14 protein-coding genes are annotated in these 20633 nt (G+C 65.1%); all 14 read right to left on the reverse strand.

Annotation, left to right across the window (positions count from 1 at the left end):
• Position 1 precedes the first annotated feature (1 nt).
• Complete coding sequence (locus tag LDO22_RS13810; RefSeq protein WP_224023900.1) at positions 2–889, reverse strand: chain-length determining protein; 888 nt, start codon at positions 887–889, stop codon at positions 2–4.
• Complete coding sequence (locus tag LDO22_RS13815; protein WP_224023902.1) at positions 889–2121, reverse strand: O-antigen ligase family protein; 1233 nt, start codon at positions 2119–2121, stop codon at positions 889–891. Before LDO22_RS13815 ends, LDO22_RS13810 begins: the two co-directional genes overlap by 1 nt.
• Positions 2122–2323: 202 nt before the next feature.
• Positions 2324–5095: a WecB/TagA/CpsF family glycosyltransferase gene (locus LDO22_RS13820; protein ID WP_224023904.1), complete on the reverse strand. Its 2772-nt coding sequence runs from the start codon at positions 5093–5095 to the stop codon at positions 2324–2326.
• Between the two features lie 321 nt (positions 5096–5416).
• Positions 5417–6718, reverse strand: coding sequence for a M18 family aminopeptidase (locus LDO22_RS13825; protein WP_224023906.1), 1302 nt, complete (start codon positions 6716–6718; stop codon positions 5417–5419).
• A 22-nt stretch (positions 6719–6740) separates the two neighbouring features.
• A complete protein-coding gene (locus LDO22_RS13830; protein ID WP_224023908.1) occupies positions 6741–8147 on the reverse strand; it encodes an amino acid permease in 1407 nt (468 codons plus the stop codon).
• A 271-nt stretch (positions 8148–8418) separates the two neighbouring features.
• On the reverse strand, positions 8419–9312 hold the full coding sequence (locus LDO22_RS13835) for an ABC transporter permease (protein ID WP_224023910.1): 894 nt from the start codon (positions 9310–9312) through the stop codon (positions 8419–8421).
• Positions 9309–10235, reverse strand: coding sequence for an ABC transporter ATP-binding protein (locus LDO22_RS13840; RefSeq protein ID WP_224023912.1), 927 nt, complete (start codon positions 10233–10235; stop codon positions 9309–9311). The genes LDO22_RS13835 and LDO22_RS13840 overlap by 4 nt, the downstream gene beginning before the upstream one ends.
• Before the next feature lie 145 nt (positions 10236–10380).
• Positions 10381–11877, reverse strand: coding sequence for a bifunctional phosphatase PAP2/diacylglycerol kinase family protein (locus LDO22_RS13845; protein ID WP_224023914.1), 1497 nt, complete (start codon positions 11875–11877; stop codon positions 10381–10383).
• Positions 11878–11899: 22 nt separating this feature from the next.
• The gene (locus LDO22_RS13850) at positions 11900–13114 is read right to left on the reverse strand and encodes an MFS transporter (protein WP_224023915.1); all 1215 of its coding nucleotides are present in this window, start codon (positions 13112–13114) and stop codon (positions 11900–11902) included.
• Entirely contained in the window at positions 13111–13884 is a 774-nt protein-coding gene (locus LDO22_RS13855; protein WP_224023917.1) for a DeoR/GlpR family DNA-binding transcription regulator, read from the reverse strand. The genes LDO22_RS13850 and LDO22_RS13855 overlap by 4 nt, the downstream gene beginning before the upstream one ends.
• A gap of 49 nt (positions 13885–13933) precedes the next feature.
• The gene (locus LDO22_RS13860) at positions 13934–15616 is read right to left on the reverse strand and encodes an ATP-binding cassette domain-containing protein (RefSeq protein ID WP_224023919.1); all 1683 of its coding nucleotides are present in this window, start codon (positions 15614–15616) and stop codon (positions 13934–13936) included.
• Positions 15617–15640: 24 nt separating this feature from the next.
• A complete protein-coding gene (locus LDO22_RS13865; protein ID WP_224023921.1) occupies positions 15641–17635 on the reverse strand; it encodes a penicillin-binding transpeptidase domain-containing protein in 1995 nt (664 codons plus the stop codon).
• Between the two features lie 72 nt (positions 17636–17707).
• The gene (locus LDO22_RS13870; protein WP_224023923.1) at positions 17708–19150 is read right to left on the reverse strand and encodes an NAD(P)/FAD-dependent oxidoreductase; all 1443 of its coding nucleotides are present in this window, start codon (positions 19148–19150) and stop codon (positions 17708–17710) included.
• Positions 19143–20606 carry a glycosyltransferase 87 family protein gene (locus LDO22_RS13875; protein ID WP_224023925.1) on the reverse strand — a complete coding sequence of 488 codons (1464 nt, stop codon included), beginning with the start codon at positions 20604–20606 and terminating at the stop codon, positions 19143–19145. Before LDO22_RS13875 ends, LDO22_RS13870 begins: the two co-directional genes overlap by 8 nt.
• Positions 20607–20633: the final 27 nt, after the last annotated feature.

The following is a 20633-nucleotide window of genomic DNA, read 5'->3' on the forward strand; positions in this document are numbered from 1 at the left end:
GCTACCTGGTAACCCGTGCGGGAGTTCGCAGGGGGTCCTCACCTTGCGGACGGGAGGACATCCTGTTGGAGCGGCGCGTCCCTGGTTGCGGTCCCCTGGACCTGTTCATGGTGGGTGCTGGAGCAAGGGCATTGCGCGAAGCTACAGGTGTGTCAACGCCATGAGAGTCCATGCTGCCTCGCTCCTCCGAAGTATGGTTACCTCCCGGCATTTCCTGTACAGCACGATCAGTCTGCACCTTCCTTCTTTGCCGGTTCAGGGCAGCCGCCTCCATCGAACGGGCCATGGATACTGCACCAAACATGAGGACAGTTCCCCCCAACAACACCATGATCACCGACCGCAGCCGGCTGGAAAACTGTTCCGTCGCCTTACTTAGCGGTGTCACTGCCAGCCCGGTGAAGAGGAATCTGTCATCCGCATTGTTGACTTTTTGCACAGCACGCAAATTCCGCTGGAGTTCGTCGCCCAGCGCTGCCGCTGTCTTTAATGCCCGATCCTCCGAGTCGCCCCTCGCAGTAATCGAGATGACGAACCCGTTGCCATTGATGCCCTTGCTGACGGTGTAATCAGTACTTAACCCTTCTTCTTTAAATTCATCGGCGACTGCACTGCTGGCCAGCCGTGAAATCACTACCTCACTGATGAGCGATTGGTCGGAGGAGCGCAGGAAGGGGTTATCTCCGTTGAGGTTCGCCAGACTTGGGTCGAGGAGCAGGTCCCGGTCGGTGGGAACGCGGGGGTTTACAACTGCGAAGCTGGTACTCGCCTCGTAGGACCTGGGTCCGAACTGGAACACATATGCTGCTGCCAGCACCGTCAATAAAACCACAGGTAGCAGAAATGATTTGTAGCGCAGCATTGTGCGGATTACCGCCATGGGATCCATTAGATTACTCCCTTGTTCGTCAGAACATTCTCGTTGTTGGTCATAATCCAGATCGCGCCGCCAAGACCGATAATGAGCGGATATGTCAAGGCGAAAACGGGAAAGGAAAGTGAGTCAAAGGTTGCGGAGCAAGCCATGGCGACCAGGCCGGCCGCGGCCACTGCAGCTGCCAAGCAGCGCAGGACGGGCGCTTTGGCCGTCCTCGCAGCCAACAAGGCGGCCAGCCCTGGCATGACAAAGTACGCTACGGTGCAAAGCAGGCCGAGGAGGCCCATCGTGACGGTGGCATTGAGGTATTGGTTGTCCAGGATGTGCAGGGCGTTGTCCGGCAGGTAGTTGCCAGGACCGGTGCCAATAAGGGGTCGCTGTTCAAACATTTCCGCCACGCGCGGATAGTTGTTTGTCCGGGTGCTGATGGAAAGGTCGCCGGGTTCAGGGACAAGGGCACCGAATAGCGTGCTCAGCAGCCCGGGAACTCCCATGAACAGGACAGCCGCAACCATTGGGACGGCAAGTGCGGCCCATTTTCGTGCAAGCCGGGGCATGAAGGGGACGAAGATGACCATTGCAAGGGAAATGCCAAGAATTCCAGATCGGGAAATTGTTGCGGCGATTGCAAAGATAAGCAGGCATGTTCCCGCCCAGTGCAGCCATTTGCGGCCCTTGTCATCGAAAAGTGCGCGCCAGATGGAGAGGGGCAGGAGCATGGAGGAAACAACGGCGAGTTCAATCGGTGTGAACGTAGTTCCGGCAACACGGAGAAGCGCCCCACGCTGTTGGAAAGTGGTATCCCCGCCGTTGTAGCTGAAGCCCGGCATTGTGTTCTGGAACCACTCCATGGGGTTGAGTTGCAGGAAAAATTGAACTGCAGCTACCAGGCAGCAGAAAACACCGCCGGCCAGGATCGCACGGACAAGCACCATTGCGTCGGCAATGGTGCGCACCGTTTCGGCTGCAACGCATATGAGTGCTGTGCTCGCAAGAAGGAGCATGACCCATCTGTCCGCGGCGGCCCTGGCCGCAACGCTGCTGGGTCCTGTCCACCCGGAGTAGAGGCCGACGTAGGAAATGCTGGTGCCTAACAGCAGCAGGCCCAGGGCCAGGCGTCCGGGGTGCCGGAAGGGGATCGGATCGTGCAGGGCAAAGATGCATGAAGCTGCCCAGAAGACAAACAGCAGAAGGGCAAGCAGAAGAGGAACCGTCCCAGCAGCTCCTATCGGTTGGATCACCATCGACGAGGGAAAGATAAAGATGGCGGCCGAAGTGACCCTCAGCAGCAAAGGAACGTTACCCCTGCGCCGGACGTGTTCATCCGAGCCTGCGAGGACCCGAGGGTTTCGCCCGGTGGCTGGAAACTGCCTCCACACAGAAAGTGGCTTGATTGCGGCGTGAAGGCTCACCATGTGCAAGGCCTGCAATTTAGCGCTTCACTTTTCAAAGGTTCCCCGATTCCTGATTTTCCGGGGGTGACGATGTAGGCTGCCGGCTGCTCTCGTCACGCTCCCAGGTTGTGGGGCACGCCAGGCGGGCGGCAGAACGGCTGCGAAGCACCACCAGTGCATAGACTGCGGCATCGAAAGCCGAAATAGGGCCGGTCACGGTGGAAAGTAGCTCCATGGCCTTTCGACTGACTGGGGCCCCAGTGATACCGCCCTGTTCCGCGTTCCCCCGATAGGTCCGACGCAGTATTGCATGCAATCCCTTAACGCTGCGAGGGGTCCGCACCACAAGGGGGGTGGTGGTAATGATGGCCTTTTCATCGTCGCTGAAGAGCCTGTCGACGTACAGGTCGTCGGCCGTGAGCCGGGGGAAGGCCTGGATCCGCTGATGCCCCTGAGCGCTGACTGCATACGCACCCGCACCCCACAGGTGACTTCGTTGCGATGCCATCCTGAAACGCGCCCGATAATAAGCCCGGACAAGCCAATGCGCTCCGTGGGAGTCGTAGACGAATTCGGGACGGGCAGCGTAGGGAGCGCCGCCGGGAGCTGACGTCCTGGCCGACAGAGCTGAGAAGACCGAAGCAAGCGCCGCGGGCTGTATTTCGATGTCTGCATCCAAATACAGTCTCGGCCACAGGCTGGCCGCGCGATCCGCGGCGTTCAGTGCCGCCACCTTGGATGCTTCAGATATTTGCAGCACCCTCACTCCGGGATGTTGCGCGGCGATCGATGCAGTTTCATCACTGCATCCGTTGCACGCCACGATGACCTCCAGTCGTCCGGCAGCGGCATAGGGAACCAACGGCTGCAAGGTGCGGGACAGCACGGCAGCCTCGTTGTGCGCAGGGATTATCACCGACCCCGTGGGCATCAGCGCCGGATCCATGACACAGTCCGGCCCCGGCAGAGCAGCCCAGCGGGACTCCCTCACAATAGTTCCCAGGATTCCCCGGTGTCCCGGCAGCGGGGACCGCAGCAGGGCGCTCAGGATCACGGCTCCGTGGAAGATTCGAGCGTAGGTGGCCGGACGGAACTTGCGGATGTATCGAACCCGATTGGCGGCCATGAGGGCGTCCAGCGCGGGTGAGGATCCGGAACCACCCCTTGAGTGGATAACCTGCGCGGCTGGCTCGAACCAGACCGAGGCGCCGGCCCGGCGGACGCGCCGCAGGAAGTCGGTCTCCTCAGAGTAAAGAAAATAGCGTTCATCCCAGTCGCCCACGCGGCGGGCCACCAAACTGTCGATCAGCAAGGCTGCACCGGTAGCCCAGTCAACTTGGTGCGGCCGCACGTAACTGCTCGGGTCAAAGTCCATTTCGGACAGCCAACCGGGGCGCAGAGGAAGCCTGGACCCCAGAACGGCATCCCCCATGGCACGGCTGACGGTGGGTTCACGGCGAAGGGATGGGTACAGGCTCCCATCATCATCGCGCAGCAATGGCACCACGACCCCGGCGTTCGATGCCCGCATTCGAAGCCGGAGCGCTGCGACACAGCCCGGTTCCAACCGCATGTCAGGGTTCAGCACCAGAAACGCGTCTGCTGCCCCGGCTCGCTGCATAGCCAGGTTGATGCCCGCGGCGTACCCAAGGTTTCCCCCAGTGGCGAAGATGTGGACATCCGGCTGGTCTGCAAGTGCGTCTATGGTGGCGGTGGTCGGTGAGTTGTCGGCTACCACCACTTTGATGCTTTGATCCCCCACTTCCCGCCGCAAGTCTTCAACGAGAAATGGCAGCCTGTCTTCGCTGTTGTAGGTCACTATCAGTACGGCAACCTCGGCAGGTTCCCCCGGGTCTGCGAATGACCCGGGGCCGGAGAGTTGGACTGCGCCTGGTTCCATTTCCATTTTGGGACGCCAATCCAACGGAACCGAGGTCGACGGGAAGCCGCTGGCCAAACGGAGCCGGGCATAGGCTGCGGGCCCCTGGACGAGGTATCGGGAGGCAAGCCTTTTTGGCTCCAGAACGAGCCGCCAAGCCCACTCAAGACCGGCATTTCGAACTGGCAGTGGTGCCCGCCGCATCGTGCCCGCCAGGAAGTCCACAGCTGCGCCGAAACCCAGAAGTACCCGCGCCCCGGTGAGGTGGCCATATGCACTAATCCACAGTTCCTGCCTTGGCTTGCCCAAACAGACAAAGAGGATTTGAACGCCCGCACCGGCTATATCTGAAGCCAAGTCCCGTGATGCTGCGGCATCACCCAGCACCTGGCGATCAGGCGCCCAATAGCCGGCCACTCTGAGGTTCGGAAGCTCCCTTCCAAGCCTCTCGCGGACCAGTTGGTGGGTAGACGACCGCCCACCAAGAAACCCAACAGTCAGGGAATTCGACGCGGCCGCTTCGAGGATTGGCCAGGAGAGGTCACTGCCCGCCAAACGGGGCCATTTCTTGTGCGTCAGCCGTTCAGCTTGGGATACCAGCGGAGAACCGTCCAGCAGGGTGAGCCACCGCAGGCCCGCACCTGACATCAATGCGTCGGCCCCGGAGGCACCTTGTCCGAAGTGTCTAACGTGATCGAGGTTTGCAGAGGCAACAGCCAGCGGGCGGCCGGCAGCACCGGCCGCATTCCGAAGGATGATGTCCAGTGCCTGGTCAAAGCTGGTCAAATGAACCAAAGCGCCGCCCAGGGCAATGACTTCAGGTGCGTCCAGCCGGCGGAATGGCAGCTCGACAGGCGGTGTTGTCTTTACCCTCCGCGGCTCGGCGTGAGTGGCTGCTGCGGTCTTCCTGACAAAACTGGAAAACAGTGCGGGTGCAGAAGACATGTCTCAGCTCCAGGGTCTCGGCGCACCCTGAAAACAGCGGAGTCTGGGGTCTGCACTCCCCTCGCCCGCCAGGCGCCAACGAGTGGCGCCAAGCCTGGTGCGTCAATCAGTTATGACCGAGACGCCCTTTTCGCCGGGGACCTGGTGGGGCCACCGGGACAGTCCGGAACCGTGGACTGAAAACCAAAGGGCGTTCGTTTGAACCCACCGTAGCCGTGCCCTCCGTTTCCAAACACGAGGAACCCGGCACGCTGTGGGTATCCGCACCTGGTTTTGCGGAGGGCCACAGGGCCACTCAATTCACCTGGACTCCTGCTGGAACTACACCGCGGTCCGGAAGAACAGCTCCGTGACGGCGGCCAGGCGAAGGGGATCCTCGACGCCGCACAGCTCCCGGGCGGAGTGCATGGACAGCAGCGGCACGCCCACGTCGACGGTGCGGATCCCGAGCCGGGTGGCGGTGAGCGGGCCGATCGTGGAGCCGCAGGGCATCACGTTGTTGGAGACGAATTCCTGGTACGGCACCCCGGTTTCGCCGCAGAGCCGCGCCCAGAACGCCGCACCAAAGGCATCCGTGGCGTAGCGCTGGTTGGCATTGATCTTCAGCAGCGGACCGCCGTTCAGCACGGGGTGGTTGGCGGGATCATGCCGCTCGGGGTAGTTCGGATGCACTGCGTGGCCGGCGTCGGCGGAGAGGCAGAACGACGCCGCCAGGGCCTGCCGCCGCTGGCTCACCGTTGCACCCAGTCCGTCGGAGATGCGCACCAGGATGTCTTCCAGGATGGGTCCGCACGCACCGGAGCGGGAGTTGGACCCGATTTCCTCGTGGTCGAAGGCAGCGAGCACCGCAATGGGACTGCCGGTGCCGGCGGAACCCGCGTGCGCAATCAGTGCCGCCAGGCCGGCGTGCGTGGCCGAAAGGTTGTCCAGCCGCCCGGATGCGAAGAACTCCCCCTTGCCCCCGAAAACTGCCGGTGCCTGCGAGTCCGCAATGACGACGTCGTACCCGCCGATCTGCGCCGGATCGACGGATGTGCCGGCAACCGAAGCTGCCAGCACACCCAGCAGGTCCGAGTCCGTGGGGTTCCCCAGGCCCCAGACGGGGTTCATGTGCCGCTGTTTGTCCAGGGTGAGACCCTCGTTTACCGCCCGGTCCAGGTGGATGGCCAGTTGCGGGAAGCGCAGCAGCGGTCCGGTGGCCGCGAGGTGCTCCGTGCCATCGAGCATCACCAGGCGGCCGGCGAGCCGGAGCTCGCGGTCCAGCCAGGAATTCAGCAGCGGTCCACCGTAAATCTCCACCCCGGCCTGCAGCCACCCGTGGGCGCCGGTGGTGGGTTTGGGCTTGAGTTTGAACGACGGCGAATCGGTGTGCGCGCCGAGGATGTTGAACCCCGTGGCCGGTCCCGCACCGTCCGGGACCACCCACGCGATCAGTGCACCGTCGCGGATCACGAAGAATGATCCGGCGCCACCCTCCCACGGCTGCAGTTCATCCAGGTGGACGAATCCGGCTTCCTCCAGCCGCCTGCCTCCCTCATGCGCAGCATGGAAGCTCGACGGCGATGCGCTCACATACGCGCCAAGGTCCTGGATGTGGTCTGCGGCAGAGGAAGGCAAAGGCATGGTCCCGAGTCTAGCGCCGCGCCTATTCTGCGGGCGCCGGAGCTGCCTCGGCTGCTACTGCGGACTGTCCGGCGGCTTCCGCGCCCTTCCGCCGGTAGCGGAGCACGCCCACTGCCACCACTACGGCAGCCAGTGCCAGCGAGAGCAGCAGGGATTCACGGGTGGATTCCACGATCACCATGCCGATGAGCAGGGCCACGATGCTGATGATGGCCGCCCAGGTGAGGTACGGGAACAGCCACATCTTCAGCTGCAGGTCCTTGGCTGCGGCACCCATCCGACGGCGGAGGACCAGCTGCGAGGCCGAGATGACCAGCCACACGAACAGGGCAATGGCGCCCGAGGTGTTGACCAGGAACAGGAAGACGGTGTCTGGGGCAATGTAGTTCAGGCCAACCGTCACGAAGCCCACCACGGTGGAGGCGAGCACGGCGGCAGCGGGGACACCGCGGCGGGAGATGCGGGTCCAGGCACGGGGTGCGTCACCGCGGGTGGAGAGCGAGAACAGCATGCGGCTGGCCGTGTAGAGGCCGGAGTTCAGGCAGGACAGCACGGAGGTGAGGACCACGACGTCCATGATGGTTCCGGCGCCGGGGATACCGAACAGTTCGATGACGGCCACGTAGGGGCTCTTGGCCACGGAGGCGGAGTTCCACGGAAGCAGAGTGACCACGATGGCGATGGAGCCGATGTAGAAGACCAGGATGCGCCAGACAGTGGATTTCACGGCCTTCTTCACGGCGTCCACGGGGTTTTCGGACTCACCGGCCGCGATGGTGGCGATTTCTGCGCCGAAGAAGGAGAAGACCACCACGAGGATTCCGGCCAGGACGGCTCCCGGGCCATTGGGCATGAACCCGCCGTTGTTGACCAGGTTGCTCAGGCCGGGTGCGGGGACGCCGGGGATGAGGCCGAGGATGGCGGCGACGCCAAAGATGAGGAAGAGGACGATGGCCGCGACCTTGATGGAGGCGAACCAGAATTCGAACTCGCCGTAGGACTTTACGGAACCGAGGTTGGTGAGCGTCAGCAGCACCATGAGGACAAGGGCCCACACCCACTGGTCGATGCCCGGCACCCAGCGGTGCATGATGGCAGCGCCTGCGGTGGCCTCGATGCCCAGGACGATGATCCAGAACCAGGCGTAGAGCCAGCCGATGCTGAACCCTGCCCAGCGGCCCAGCGCCTTGTCTGCATAGGTGGAGAAGGAGCCTGTCTCAGGGTTGGCTGCGGCCATCTCGCCCAGCATGCGCATCACCAGGATGACCACCAGGCCGGCGGCCGCGTACGCCACGAGGATGCCCGGGCCTGCCTGCTGGATGGCTGCCCCCGAGCCGACGAAAAGGCCTGCACCAATGACGCCGGCGATGGCAATCATTGACAGGTGCCTGGGTTTCAGGGACTTTGAAAGTTGCTGGTCAGCATGCATGGAAGCGCCGTCCTGTTGGGAAATAGCATGGGTTGAGCGACGTACCTTGGTGGACCACCGGTGGACCGTGTGATGCACCACATCGTCGTTTCACCCTAGATCCGCCATTATGCGCCTTGCTTTGTGCAGTCCAACAGATCTGGTTCCCGCCAACAGGACGGCACTCCAAGCGGAAACACCCAGGAGCAATAAAAGTTGTCTTCCAGGCATATTTGTAATGTGCCCGAAACCACGCGCCCGGCGTGGGCGCGTGGCGGAAACAGGATTGGGGCTACACGTCCCGGCGTTTCAGCAGGACGGCTGCGAGCAGTACCGGGATGACCACCCAGGCGCCCAGGACCAGCCCCGCCTGCCATGCCTCCAGGGTGTCCGGAACGTGCTGGGCCGCCGTCAGCGGCTCAACGGTGTTGCCGGGCAGATACTTGCGGGCTTCCTTGAAGAAGTCCCCGGGAATCAGCTGGAACGCAATGGGTGCCACGAAGAAAATGCCCACCAGGCTCATGATGCCGCCGGCCGAATTCCTGATCAGGGTGCCCAGGGCCATGCCGATGGCAGCCACAGCAGCCACATAGACACTGTTGACCAGGAGGAGCTTCACCGACTGCGAACTGCCCAGGTCCAGCTTGAGCCCATAGTTGTCCAGGATGGGCACCGCCGCCAGGCCCGCCACCCAGGTGGAGACGGCAGTGACTGCGAAGGATGTCACCATCACCACCACCAGCTTGGCGGCGAAGGCGGGAAGGCGCCGGGGCACCGCAGCAAAGGTGGACCGCGCCATGCCGGTGGTGAATTCCGAGCTCATCAGGAGCACGCCAAGGGACCCCAGGATCAGCTGGGCAAAGGCGATGCCCGACGTGGGCACGCTGACGGCAAGGTCTCCGCCCTGGGCCGCCATCCTGGCCGCGGCCTGCGGATCCCGGTTGGCCGCATCCGCGAACTGGCCCGTTCCCCATGCTGAGAGGGCGCCGAAGCCAACCATGACCACAGCGGTGGAAGCGAGCAGGATCAGCGTGGAGAGCAGGCTGCGGAACTTAATTACTTCAGAGTTGAGGACCAGGATAAACGTGGGGCCGGGAAGGGACCGTCCGGCGTTGCGGGCGGCGTGCCCGGCAGGGGAGGGCGCCGGCTCGCGCGCGGGCATGGATTCGGTGGTCGTGGAGCTCATGGGTGGCTTACCTCCGCAGCGGGCAGGGAGTGGTATTCAACGTCGTCCTTGGTCAGTTCCATATATGCCTCCTCCAGGCTCGCAACAAGCGGCGTGAGTTCGTACACCATGATCTGGTTTTCCAAGGCCGCGGCTGCAATGGTTCTAGGGTCCAGGCCCGTGACCTCGAGCAGTTCACGTTCCGGAACGGCAATGGAAGCACCCCGTCCGGCGAGCAGCTGGTGGAGGCGGTCGGGCTGGTCGGTGCGGACGCGGACCCGGGACTGGCCCTTGCCGGTGATGATGTCCTGGATCGGGGCGTCAGCAATGACCCGGCCGCGGCCAATGACGATCAGGTGGTCGGCCGTTTGAGCCATTTCGCTCATCAGGTGGCTGGAGAGGAACACTGTGCGCCCCTGCCCGGCGAGATACCGGACCAGGTTGCGCACCCACACCACGCCCTCAGGGTCCAGACCGTTGACGGGCTCGTCGAGGATGAGCGTCTGCGGGTCGCCCAGCAGGGCAGCCGCGATTCCCAGGCGCTGGCCCATGCCCAGCGAGAACCCGCCGGCCTTTTTGCGCGCCACCGCTTCCAGTCCGGTCATCTCGATCACCTCGTGCACCCGTGCTTTGGGGATGCTGTGGGTGGCCGCCATGGCCAGCAGGTGGTTGTAGGCGCTGCGGCTGGTGTGGACTGCCTTGGCATCAAGCAGGGCGCCCACCTCCCGCAGGGGAGCCCTGTGCTGGACGTAGGGCAGGCCGTTCACCGTGGCGGACCCCGACGTCGGCCGGTCCAGGCCCATGATCATGCGCATGGTGGTGGACTTTCCTGCCCCGTTGGGGCCAAGGAAGCCGGTGACTTGCCCGGCCCGGACGGTGAAACTGACACCGGCTACGGCGGTTTTGGCGCCGTAGACCTTGGTCAGCCCGTTTACCTCGATCATGAATCATCCTTTGAACGGCAGCGGACGGCTGCAGACGTTGTGGGGTGCGGGTACCTTCCCCACGGTACCGAGCCCGCCGCCGCTTTTCGCCGCTTCTCAGGGATGATTCAGGGGCGAATCAGGGTAGGTCTCCATCCCGGCCCCGCTACGGACGGGGCGAATAGTAGGTCAGTGCCCGGGGCCGTACTTCATAGGCCACTTTGCGCACCCCGGCCAGCGCTTCTCCGTCCACAGCCACTGCCATCGGGGCGCCGCCGGCGTCGATCCGGACTTCCGTTGCCTCCCGGAGGTGCGTGATCCCGGAGCTTGCCACCGTTCCCGTCAGCACGGACCAGAGCAGGCGGAGCCGGGCAAAGCGTTCATCAGCGGTGATCAGGCGGACGTCCAGCACCCCGTCATCCATCACGGGCCTGATCAACGGCGCGTGGTCACGCGGGTAGAAACGGCCCCGGCCCAGGTAGGCGATCCATACCTTGTGCCGGACGCCGTCCACGGTCAGTGTGATGGGCGTGCCGGCCGCGAACGTCCGGAACATGGCCACGACGCCGGCCAGCGGCTTTCCCAGGGCCGGTTGCAGGTGCTCCCGCCTGCGCACAAAATTCGGGTAAAGGCCGACGCTGGAGGTATTCAGCATGACCAGCTCCGACACTTCAGGGTTTCCGGCCAGCCCGCGTTCCGCAGTGACCACGCCAACGTCCGCCAGGGCAGCCTCGCCCTTGTTCGCAGCGTCGACCGCATCCTTCAGGCTTCCGGTTCCCGCGTCGCGCGCAAAGTGGTTGAGCGTGCCGCCGGGCAGGACCAGCAGGGGAATGGAGCGTTCGACGGCGGCGGCGGCCGCGGCGCCCACAGTCCCGTCGCCGCCCCACACACCCAGGGCGCGGGTCCCGGGAAAGTCGGCAGTGGCCCTGATGCGCTGCACCAGGTCTTCGTCCGGCTGCACGGTGTTTATATGCGCCTTTGGGAATACTTCCTGGAGCGCCGATGCGGTCTCCTCCTTAAAGGAGCCTCCGAGGGTGTTCACCACAATGCTGAGCCCCTCGCCGTCCGGAAGCGCTGGGGCGTTGGTCCACATACGCGTGGTCTGCGGGATGGGCGGCCGCACCGGCCACCAGTGGCGGGTTATGAGGGCAGCACCGGCACCTAGCGCCGAACCGAAGAGGACATCCGAAGGCCAGTGCGCCCCGGTGTGGACCCGGGAGTACGCCACACCCAGGGCTGCCGGGGCCAGGGCGGCACCAAGGGCCGGACGCACCAGTCCGGCTCCCACCGCGAATGCCACGGCCGACGCCGAATGCCCGGACGGCATGGAGGAGCTGGTCGGTTGCGGGTGCACGAAGCGGAAGACGGGCAGGTGCTCGGGCAGTGGACGCGTCCGGGGGAGCAGCGTCTTGAAAACCACGTTGGTGACGGCGGATGCCACGCCCTGGGCGATCAGGCCATGCACCGCCGCCCTCCGCGTCTTGCCGGGGAAGAGCGCCAGGACCGCGGCCGTTCCTATCCAGAGCTTGCCCTGGTTTGCCGAGGCGGAAAGGCGGCGGAAGAAATCGTCGTGGTTCCCTCCCGGCAAATTGGAAACATGCCCTAGAAGGTATCTATCGAGGCGGCTGATCCACGTCCGGCCCCTGCGCCTGGTGCTTTGCATGTGATCACCCTAACCCCAACAGCTACTGCCCTTCAGCGGACTCCGGCTCAACGCGCAGGGGCCTGGCCGCTCCCGCAAGGAGCAGAGCCACCAGGATGGGCGCCATGATTGCCAGCAGTGCCGTATGGATGCCGGTCAGGTCGCCGAGGTAGCCGAGCAGCGGCGGTCCGGCCAGGAACGACATATACCCCAAAGTGGATACTACGGAAACACGGGCCGCTGAGTGCTTCGGATCATCTGACGCTGCCGACATGCCCATGGGGAAGGCCAGGGCGGCACCTATTCCCCACAGGGCGGCACCTACGCCGGCCAGCCAGATATTGGAAGCCAGCACGAAGAGACCCAGTCCTGCGGCCGCCGCGGCCATGCTGGCGCGCAGTACCGCTACCCGTCCATATTTGTCGATGACACGGCCCCCGAGGAACCGCATTGCCGTCATGGCCAGGACGAACAAAGCGAACATGAGGGCGCCGGTGGATTCGGAGGTGGCGAGCCCGTCCACCGAGGCCTTGGCGATCCAGTCGTTGCCTGCGCCTTCGGTAAGCGTGGCGCCGAGAACCACCACACCAATGAGCAGGGTCCTGCTGTCCCGCCAGGCGGACGGTCCCTTGGCTTGTTTCGGCTCCCCGTCCACAGGGGCAGTTGAGACGTGGGGGAGGAAGTAGCGCGGCACCGTTAGCGCCACCAGCACCACCACGGCTGCGATCACCAGGAGGTGCAATGGCAGGTCCACGCCGAGGGTTGACAGTCCCGCCCCCACCAGGGCGCCTACGAAGGCGCCGCCGCTGAAGGCTGCGTGGAACTGCGGCATGACGGTCCGCCGGAGCTTGTGCTCCACATCAGCCCCTTCGATGTTTTGAGCTACATCCCAGAGGCCAATTCCAATGCCGAAGAAGAACAGTGACACGGCCGTTCCGGGAATGGATGTCGCCAGGAGTGACATGGCGATGCCCACGCCTGCGGCCGCGGCCAGGAGTCCGGCAAAGCGCACCGTGTTGGCCGTTCCAATCCTGCCCACCACCAGGCCGGCGGTGGGCAGCGCGAGCAGGGAGCCAACGGCCGTGCACAGCAGCAGGGTGCCCATTTGGCCGGAGGTGATCTGCAGCGTCTGGGTGACGGCGGGGATCCTGGCCGCCCAGCTGGCAAAGACAAGCCCGTTGATGCCGAAAACCACGAATGTTGCCACAGCGGCAGCCTTCAGGCCTGCCTGCTGTTCCGTACCGGTGTTGGTGCTCATACGCTCACTACTTCCACTGAGTATTTTTCGAGTTCGGCATTGTCCTGTGCGCTGAATTTCCGGTCGGTCACGATGACGTCCACCCGGGCCAGGCCGGCCACGAGCACCCTGGCGTGTGCCTGCCACTTTGCAGCGGAAGCGGCCACCACCACCCGTGCTGCGGATTCCAGACCGGCTGTCTTGACTGCCGCATCGTCAAGGTCATGGGCCAGGAGGCCGTCCTTGAAGTCCACGGCACAGGGCGTGAGCACGGCGGTGTTAAAGCGGAGCGACCTGATGTTCGACTCGGCCAGGGGTCCGCGGAAGCAGAGTTCACCGGGCACCACGCTGCCCCCGGGCAAGAGCAGTGCCGGGCGTGCGCCGTCGGTGGCCCCGCTCCCGGCCGCTGCATTGAGGGCCTGAAGGGACATGGGCATCAGCGTCAGTTCCCTTCCGGCCAGGGCCCGGGCCACCGCAGTGGCCGTGCTTCCGCTGTCCAACCAGACGTGTTCGCGGTCAGCCAGGAGGCCGGCAACCGCAGCCGCGATACGCATCTTGCCGTCCTGCTCCTCCAGTTCGCGCTGTCCGTAGCCAGGGTTCTGCCCCTGCCCGATCAGGCTCCTGGCGCCCCCATGAATCCTTCTCAGCACGCCGTGGCCGGCCAGAACCTCGAGGTCGCGGCGGATGGTTGCGCCGGAGGCACCGCAGGCCTGCATGAGCTCCTCCACGCTTGCCTTTGACTGCCGCCGGAGGACCTCGGCTATGGCCCGGTGCCGCTCATCGGTTTTCATGATCAGATGCTATCAATCGATGATCATTTAATCATTACGTGATCATGCTTCAGCGTGCGCGCTCCACCCGCTGCTCGTCCCACACCGGTTCCGGAGATTCGTACACTTTCCCGTCCGAGCCAAACACCAGGAACCGGTCGAATGTCCGCGCAAACCAGCGGTCGTGGGTGACCGCCAGGACGGTTCCTTCAAAGTGGTCGATGGCGCGTTCCAGCGCCTCGGCCGAATGCAGGTCCAGGTTGTCCGTGGGCTCGTCCAGCAGGAGCAGCGTGGCACCGCTGAGCTGGAGGAGCAGGATTTGGAACCGCGCCTGCTGTCCGCCGGAGAGGGACTCATACTTCTGTTCCGACTGCCCCGCCAGGCCGTAGCCGTCCAGCGCGCCGGCGGCCGCCTCGCGGCCCAGTCCGAACCGGTGTTCGTCCCCGCGGTGCAGGATTTCCAGCAGCGTCTTGCCCAACAGGTCCGGACGGACATGGGTCTGGGCGAAGAAGCCGGGCCGGATCCGGGCACCGAGCTTCACGGTTCCCTCATGCGGCACCTCGGCGATCTCCACGTCCGAGACCGGCAGGTGTTCGCGTTCAGGGTCGGTGCCGCCCGTAGCCAGCAGCCGCAGGAAGTGCGACTTGCCCGAGCCGTTGGAGCCCAGGACGCCCACGCGGTCACCAAACCACACTTCGGTGGAGAACGGCTTCATCAGCCCGGTCAGCTCCAGCCGTTCAGCCACGATGGCCCGCTTGGCGGTCCGGCCGCCCTTGAGCCGCATCTGGACGTTCTGCTCGATGGGCAGCGCCTCGGGCGGACCGGCTTCGAGGAACTTGGCCAGCCTGGTCTGGGCTGCGTGGTAGCGGTTGGCCATGTCAGAGCGGAAGGCGGCCTTGTTCTTGTACATGTTGACGAGTTCCTTGAGCTTGATGTGCTCCTCGTCCCAGCGCTTGCGGAGTTCCTCGAAACGCGCGTTCCGGTCCGCGCGGGCCTCCACGTAGGAGCCGAAGCCGCCACCATGGATCCAGGCCGCGGCGCCGTTGATTCCGGGTTCGAGGGTGACAATGCGGCCGGCAGCGTTGTTCAGCAGTTCCCGGTCGTGGCTGATGAAGAAGACCGTCTTCTTCGACTCATTCAGCTTTTCCTCGAGCCAGCGCTTGCCCGGGACATCCAGGTAGTTGTCCGGCTCATCCAGGAGCAGGAGGTCGTCCGGGCCGGCGAAGAGTGCTTCCAGCACCAGGCGTTTTTGCTCCCCGCCGGAAAGGGTCGACGCCGGGCGGTGCTGGGCACGGTCAAACGGGAGTCCCAGCGCGGCCATGCAGACCTCGTCCCAGACGGTTTCGACGTCGTAGCCCCCGGCATCGCCCCAGTCGACGATCGCCTGGGCGTACCGCATCTGGGTGGGTTCGTCGTCGTGCTCCATCATGGCCAGCTCAGCCTCGTCCACCTCGCGGGCAGCGGCCGCCAGGGCCGGGGGAGCGGCAGAGACCAGAAGGTCCCGGACGGTGGAGCCGTCCCGGACCTGGCCCACGAACTGGCGCATGATGCCCATGTTGCCGGAGCGGCCAATGACGCCTTCGTCCGGAACCAGGTCCCCCGCGATGATCCGGAACAAGGTTGTCTTGCCTGTCCCGTTGGGGCCGATCAGGGCGGTCTTGGTACCGTCCGGAACCTTGAAGGTCACCCCGTTCAGGAGCTGGGTGCCGTCGGAGAGGAAGTAGTCAATGCCGGAAACGTCAATATGGGCCACGCCGTCAATCCTCCCATGCCGTACCTAGCCGGCGGCGGTGAGGAACTGCTTCAGGAGCGGGCCGGAGGTGGTGGCGCCCAGGCCGCCGTCCTCGACGAAGACGGCCACGGACAGGTCGCCGTGGACGGCCACGATCCAGGCGTGGGTCTTGGGCGGATTCTCCGTGCCGAACTCGGCCGTTCCGGTCTTGGCTCCCACCGGAGCGCCGGGGACGCTCGAAAGGAAGCCCGCGTGCCCGGAGGTGACCACGGCGCGCATCATGTCGGCCAGCAAGGCCGCCTCCGCTGCGGTGATGGGCTTGTCCGACGCCGTGGAGGGCGCCTCGGCCGTGGCCGTCGCCGTCGCCGTCGCTTCGGCTGCTGGAGCAGTGGATCCCGCCGTTGTCCCGGCGGCGGGAGCGCCGGCGTCGGGGTTCAGGACAAGCTGCGCAGAGACCGGGGCGCCCTTGGCGACGGACCCGGCCATGATCGCCGCTGCCAAAGGAGAGAGCAGCACCTTGCCCTGGCCGATCATGGAGGCTGCGTGTTCCGTGCCTTGGGCCTGGCCGGGAACGGATCCCAGGAACGCCTCCGCACCAAGTTTGGGTGCCTCGACCGCCACACCCATGGACGTGGCGGCCGCTTCAAGCTGACCCTGTGAAACCGCGTCGCGCTGGGAGATGAAGGCGGTGTTGCAGGAGTGCGCGAATGCGTCCCGCAGCGTGACGGCGCCCAGGGAGGTCTCGGGATAGCCTTCGGAGTTCTTGAAGGTCCGTCCGTCCACTGCGAGCGTTGGGGTGCACTGGACGGTGGAATCAGGCGTCATTCCGTTGCGGAACATGGCCAGGGAATCCACCATCTTGAAAATGGAGCCCGGGGCGTACTGCCCCAGCATCGCGGTGTTGTAGCCGTTGCTGCCGGGCCCCGAGGCCGCTGCCAGCACGGCGCCCGTGGAGGGGCGCAGGGCCACTATTGCCGAGGCCGGGCCTACTTTTTCGAGGGTAGTTTCAGCCAGCGACTGCAGCCGGGGATCGAGCGTGGTCTTCAACGGCGTCCCGGGCTTGGGTGCCACCTGGAAAAGGACCCGCCGGGGATCGGTACCCGCGGACTGGATTTGTTCCCGGGTCAGGTCTGCCCGCTGCGCGCGGATCACGACGGCGTCTGATCCGCGAAGCTGTTCGTCATACTGCTGCTGGAGCCCGCCGATGCCCGTAACGTCGCCAGCAGTGAGAACGCCTTTCGACGCGTCGATTTGTTCTGCGGTGGCTTCGCCAACGGAGCCAAGCACTGCGCGGGCAAACGTCCTGCTCGGGGCCAGGGGGATTGATGCCGGGATGCCGCGGGCGCCCGGAATTGCCTGGATCTGCTCATCGGAGATGGTGCGGCCTTCTTCACGCAGCGTGATCGCGGGAACGAAGGCCTGCGCCCCGGCTGCCTTGACCTGCTGCACGTACGCGGCCGGGTCCACCCCTACCAGTGCTGCCAGCTTTCCGGCGGAATCGGCGGGGTCTGCGGCGCCCAGCTGGGGCTTGTCGATGCCCACATTCACCACGGGACGGTAGGTCACCAGCGGGACGTCTCCGGCGCCAAGGATGTCGGCGCGCTGGGGGGACTGGGATCCCTTGGTCACAATCTCGCTGTCCGCGAGGCCTGGTGCCAGGATGGCCGGGTCCCAGACGGTGAGCCATTTGTCCCCGGACTTCTTGAAGTTGGCCCCGATGGTGTACTTCCACTCGGCATCGCCGAACTTCCAGGTGTAGTTCAAGGGCGCGGACGCCTTGTCTCCGTCCAGCGTCAGTGCACCGGCCTGGACCTCGGGCTTTTGCGGGTCCAGGGCGGCAAAGACCTGATGCAGCTGGTCGTTGGCGGCGGCGGCGTCCTTGCCTTCGAAAGCCACAGACCCTACGTCCAGCGCCGAGACCGCGCCGGCAAGCTGTTGTGCCGCGGCTTCCGCCCCGGATTTTCCGTCATCGCAGGCCACCAGCGAAGTACCAAGGATGAGTCCAGCTATGGCAAGCGAAAGTTTTGTTGATTTCCCCATCGCGCCATTATCCCCCGGCCCGGGCGCTGAAAATGCCATTCCCGGCGCCTGCACCGGCCGTCACCGGTGCCCCTAGGAAAGCCCCAGATCCGGGACCGGCAGTTTGAAAATGTCCTTGAGGGCGTACTTTGCCGCGTGCATCCCGGGCATTCCCGTGACCCCGGGGCCGGGAGGTGTGGACGACGAGCAGAGGTAGACACCCAGCAGCGGGGTCCGCCACGGGACGGGGGACACCACCGGCTTCTGGATAAGCCCGCGGACGTCCATCACACCGGCGCTGAAATCGCCCCCGATGTAGTTGCGGTTGTACTCAGCCAACTCCGCCGCGGTGATGACGTGCGATTCCACCACCAGGTCACGGAAGCCCGGCGCGAACCGCTCCAGTTGGGCCAAGACCTGGCTGGTCATGTCCTGTGTTGAGCCGGAGGGCACGTGGCAGTAAGTCCACAGCGTGTACCGGCCCGCCGGAGCGCGGCTGGAGTCGAAGCGGGAAGGCTGCGCCACCAGCACGTAGGGCCGTTCGGGATGGCGTCCGGAACTGACCTCGTTCTCCGAGCGGGCCAGTTCTGCACGCGTGCCGCCCACGTGCACCGTGCCGGCGTCGGAAAGCCCGGCGCCCTGCCACGGCACCGGCCCGGACAGGATGAAGTCCACCTTGCAGGAGCCGTTGCCGTAGCGGAAGCGCTCCAGGGTCCGTCGGTAGTGGGCGGGAAGGGCGTTGCCCGCCATGCCGAGCAGCCCTGCCGGCGCCACGTCCAGGAGGGTGGCGCGGGCGGCGGGAAGCTGTTCCAGCCGGTCGATCGGGGTTTCGGTGTGGATCACCCCGCCGTGGGCCCGGATGTCATCGGCAAGTGCTGCCGCGATGGACGCCGAGCCGCCGCGGGGGATGGGCCATCCGCCGGCGTGCCCCAGGGCGCCGAGCATGAGTCCGGCTCCGGAGGCTGCGAGGGAGGGCAAATGGGAGATGGCGTGCGCGGCCACGCCGCTGAGGAGGGCAGGGGCAAGGTCGTCCCGGAACCTGGCATTCCACAGCCCGGTCCCCTGTTCCAGGGTCCGCAGTCCATAGATCCCCGCCACCAGGGGGTTCCGGGGGATCCGGAGGAGCTGGTTCTGGGTGAAGTCCATGACATCGTCGATATGCCGGACCAGCGGTTCCATGAGCCGCCGGTAGGCGGGGCCGTCCTGGCCCAGCTCCGATGCCGTCCTGTCCAGCGATTTGTAGGCCAGCGCCGCGCGGCCGCCGTCCAGCGGTGACCCGAAGGAAATTTCCGGAGTGACCAGGTCCACCCGCCGGGGCAGCTCGAAGGCACGGAAGAAAGGGGATGCAATAGCCATGGGATGCACCGCGGAGCAGACGTCATGGAAGTGCTCCGGCTGCATCAGCTCCGTGGTCCGGGTTCCACCGCCAATTTTGGCTGCAGCCTCGAAGACCTCCACTGAGAGCCCAGCCCGCGCCATGACCGCTGCCGCCGAAAGTCCATTGGGACCGGAGCCTACTACCGCGACATCAGGCATGGGACCTTACTTTCGGAGGAAGGAGCGGGGTGCCGGGCCGGAATGGGTGCAGCCGGAACCGGTCCGGCGCATTCGCGAATGGGCCGCCGTGCGGGTCATCCAGTTGGTGCCGGCGGATGGGGTCATACGCGGGATCGTAGATATCCCAGACCACCCGTGCCATGAGGTAGCCCACCGCGGCCATGTGCGCGGCTACGGCGAGGACGTAGTAGGGCATGTCCAGGTTGTGCTGGGAGGAACCGGCGCTGGTCACCTGACCAAGGTACATCCAGATCGCGGCCCAATGCAGGGCTTCGATGCCCTGCCACACCAGGAAGTCGCGCCACCGCGGCCTGGCCAGGGCCAGCAGGGGAATGAGCCACACGACGTACTGCGGCGAATAGACCTTGCTGGTCAGGATGAAGGCAGCCACAACCAGGAAGGCGAGTTGTGCCAGCCGTGGGCGGCGGCGTGCCGTCAGGGCAACAGCGGCAATCCCGGCGCAGGCCAGCACAAAGAGTCCAGTGGACAGAACGCTGACGCCGTCGGCACCAAGCCCGGACCAGCCCAGCCGTTCAGCCACAAGGTTGTACGCGAACCAGGCTGAGCTGTAACCGGCTCCCCGGTCGGCGCTGTACTGGAAGAAATAGGCCCAGCCGGAGGGGTTGGCGACAGCGAAGGGCAGATTGACCACCAGCCATGTGGCAGCCGCGCTGCCGGCGGTTACCAGCAGGGGGCGCCATCTCCCGGTGCGTACCGCAAGCAGCAGGATGGCCCCCAGCACCAGGAGCGGATACACCTTGGTGGCTGTTGCCAGGCCGATCATCACTCCGGCGGGAACGAGGCGCTGCCGGGCAAAAAAGTACATTCCCAACGCGAGCAGGCACGCAGCCCACAGGTCCCAGTTGATGGTTCCGGCCAGTACGATTCCCGGCGCCACCGCCACCATGGCCGCGTCCCAGGGACGCCGGCCGGGCATGCGGGCCGTCACCAGCACGGTGAGGATGGCAACCGCCGCCAGCAGGACGGCGTTGATGTCGAAGTAGGCCAGAGCCTGGGCGTTGGTATCTCCACCCGGCACCAGCCAGGCTGTCAGCCCCGCGATCAAACCGATGAGCACCGGGTATTCAAACTGGCTGCCGCTGCCCAGGATGGGAAAGAGTCCCGCCGCCATGCCGCGGTTCCGGAACAGCTCCGGGAAGTCTGAATAGCAGGTGGCATAGAACTGTGTGGGCGTCGCCCATCCGTTGACCCTGCAGTAACCTTTCAGCAGGATCCCCAGCAGGGCCGCCAGCGCCGTGAGGACAATGAGCACCCGCTCCACGGTGAAGATGCCCGGTGTGACGACGCCGGGATCAGCCCTGGTCCCCAGCGGGCCGCCGATCACCTCGGTGAAATTCCGCAGCAGGGAATCACTGCGGCTGGGCACCACGATGCGGGGCCGTCGTGCATCCTCCGGCGGCTGGGTCTCGTGCATGGAATCGAGCTTACAGCCGGCCCCTTC

Origin of the sequence: Arthrobacter sp. NicSoilC5, from assembly GCF_019977395.1 — a bacterium.
Lineage (GTDB): Bacteria > Actinomycetota > Actinomycetes > Actinomycetales > Micrococcaceae > Arthrobacter.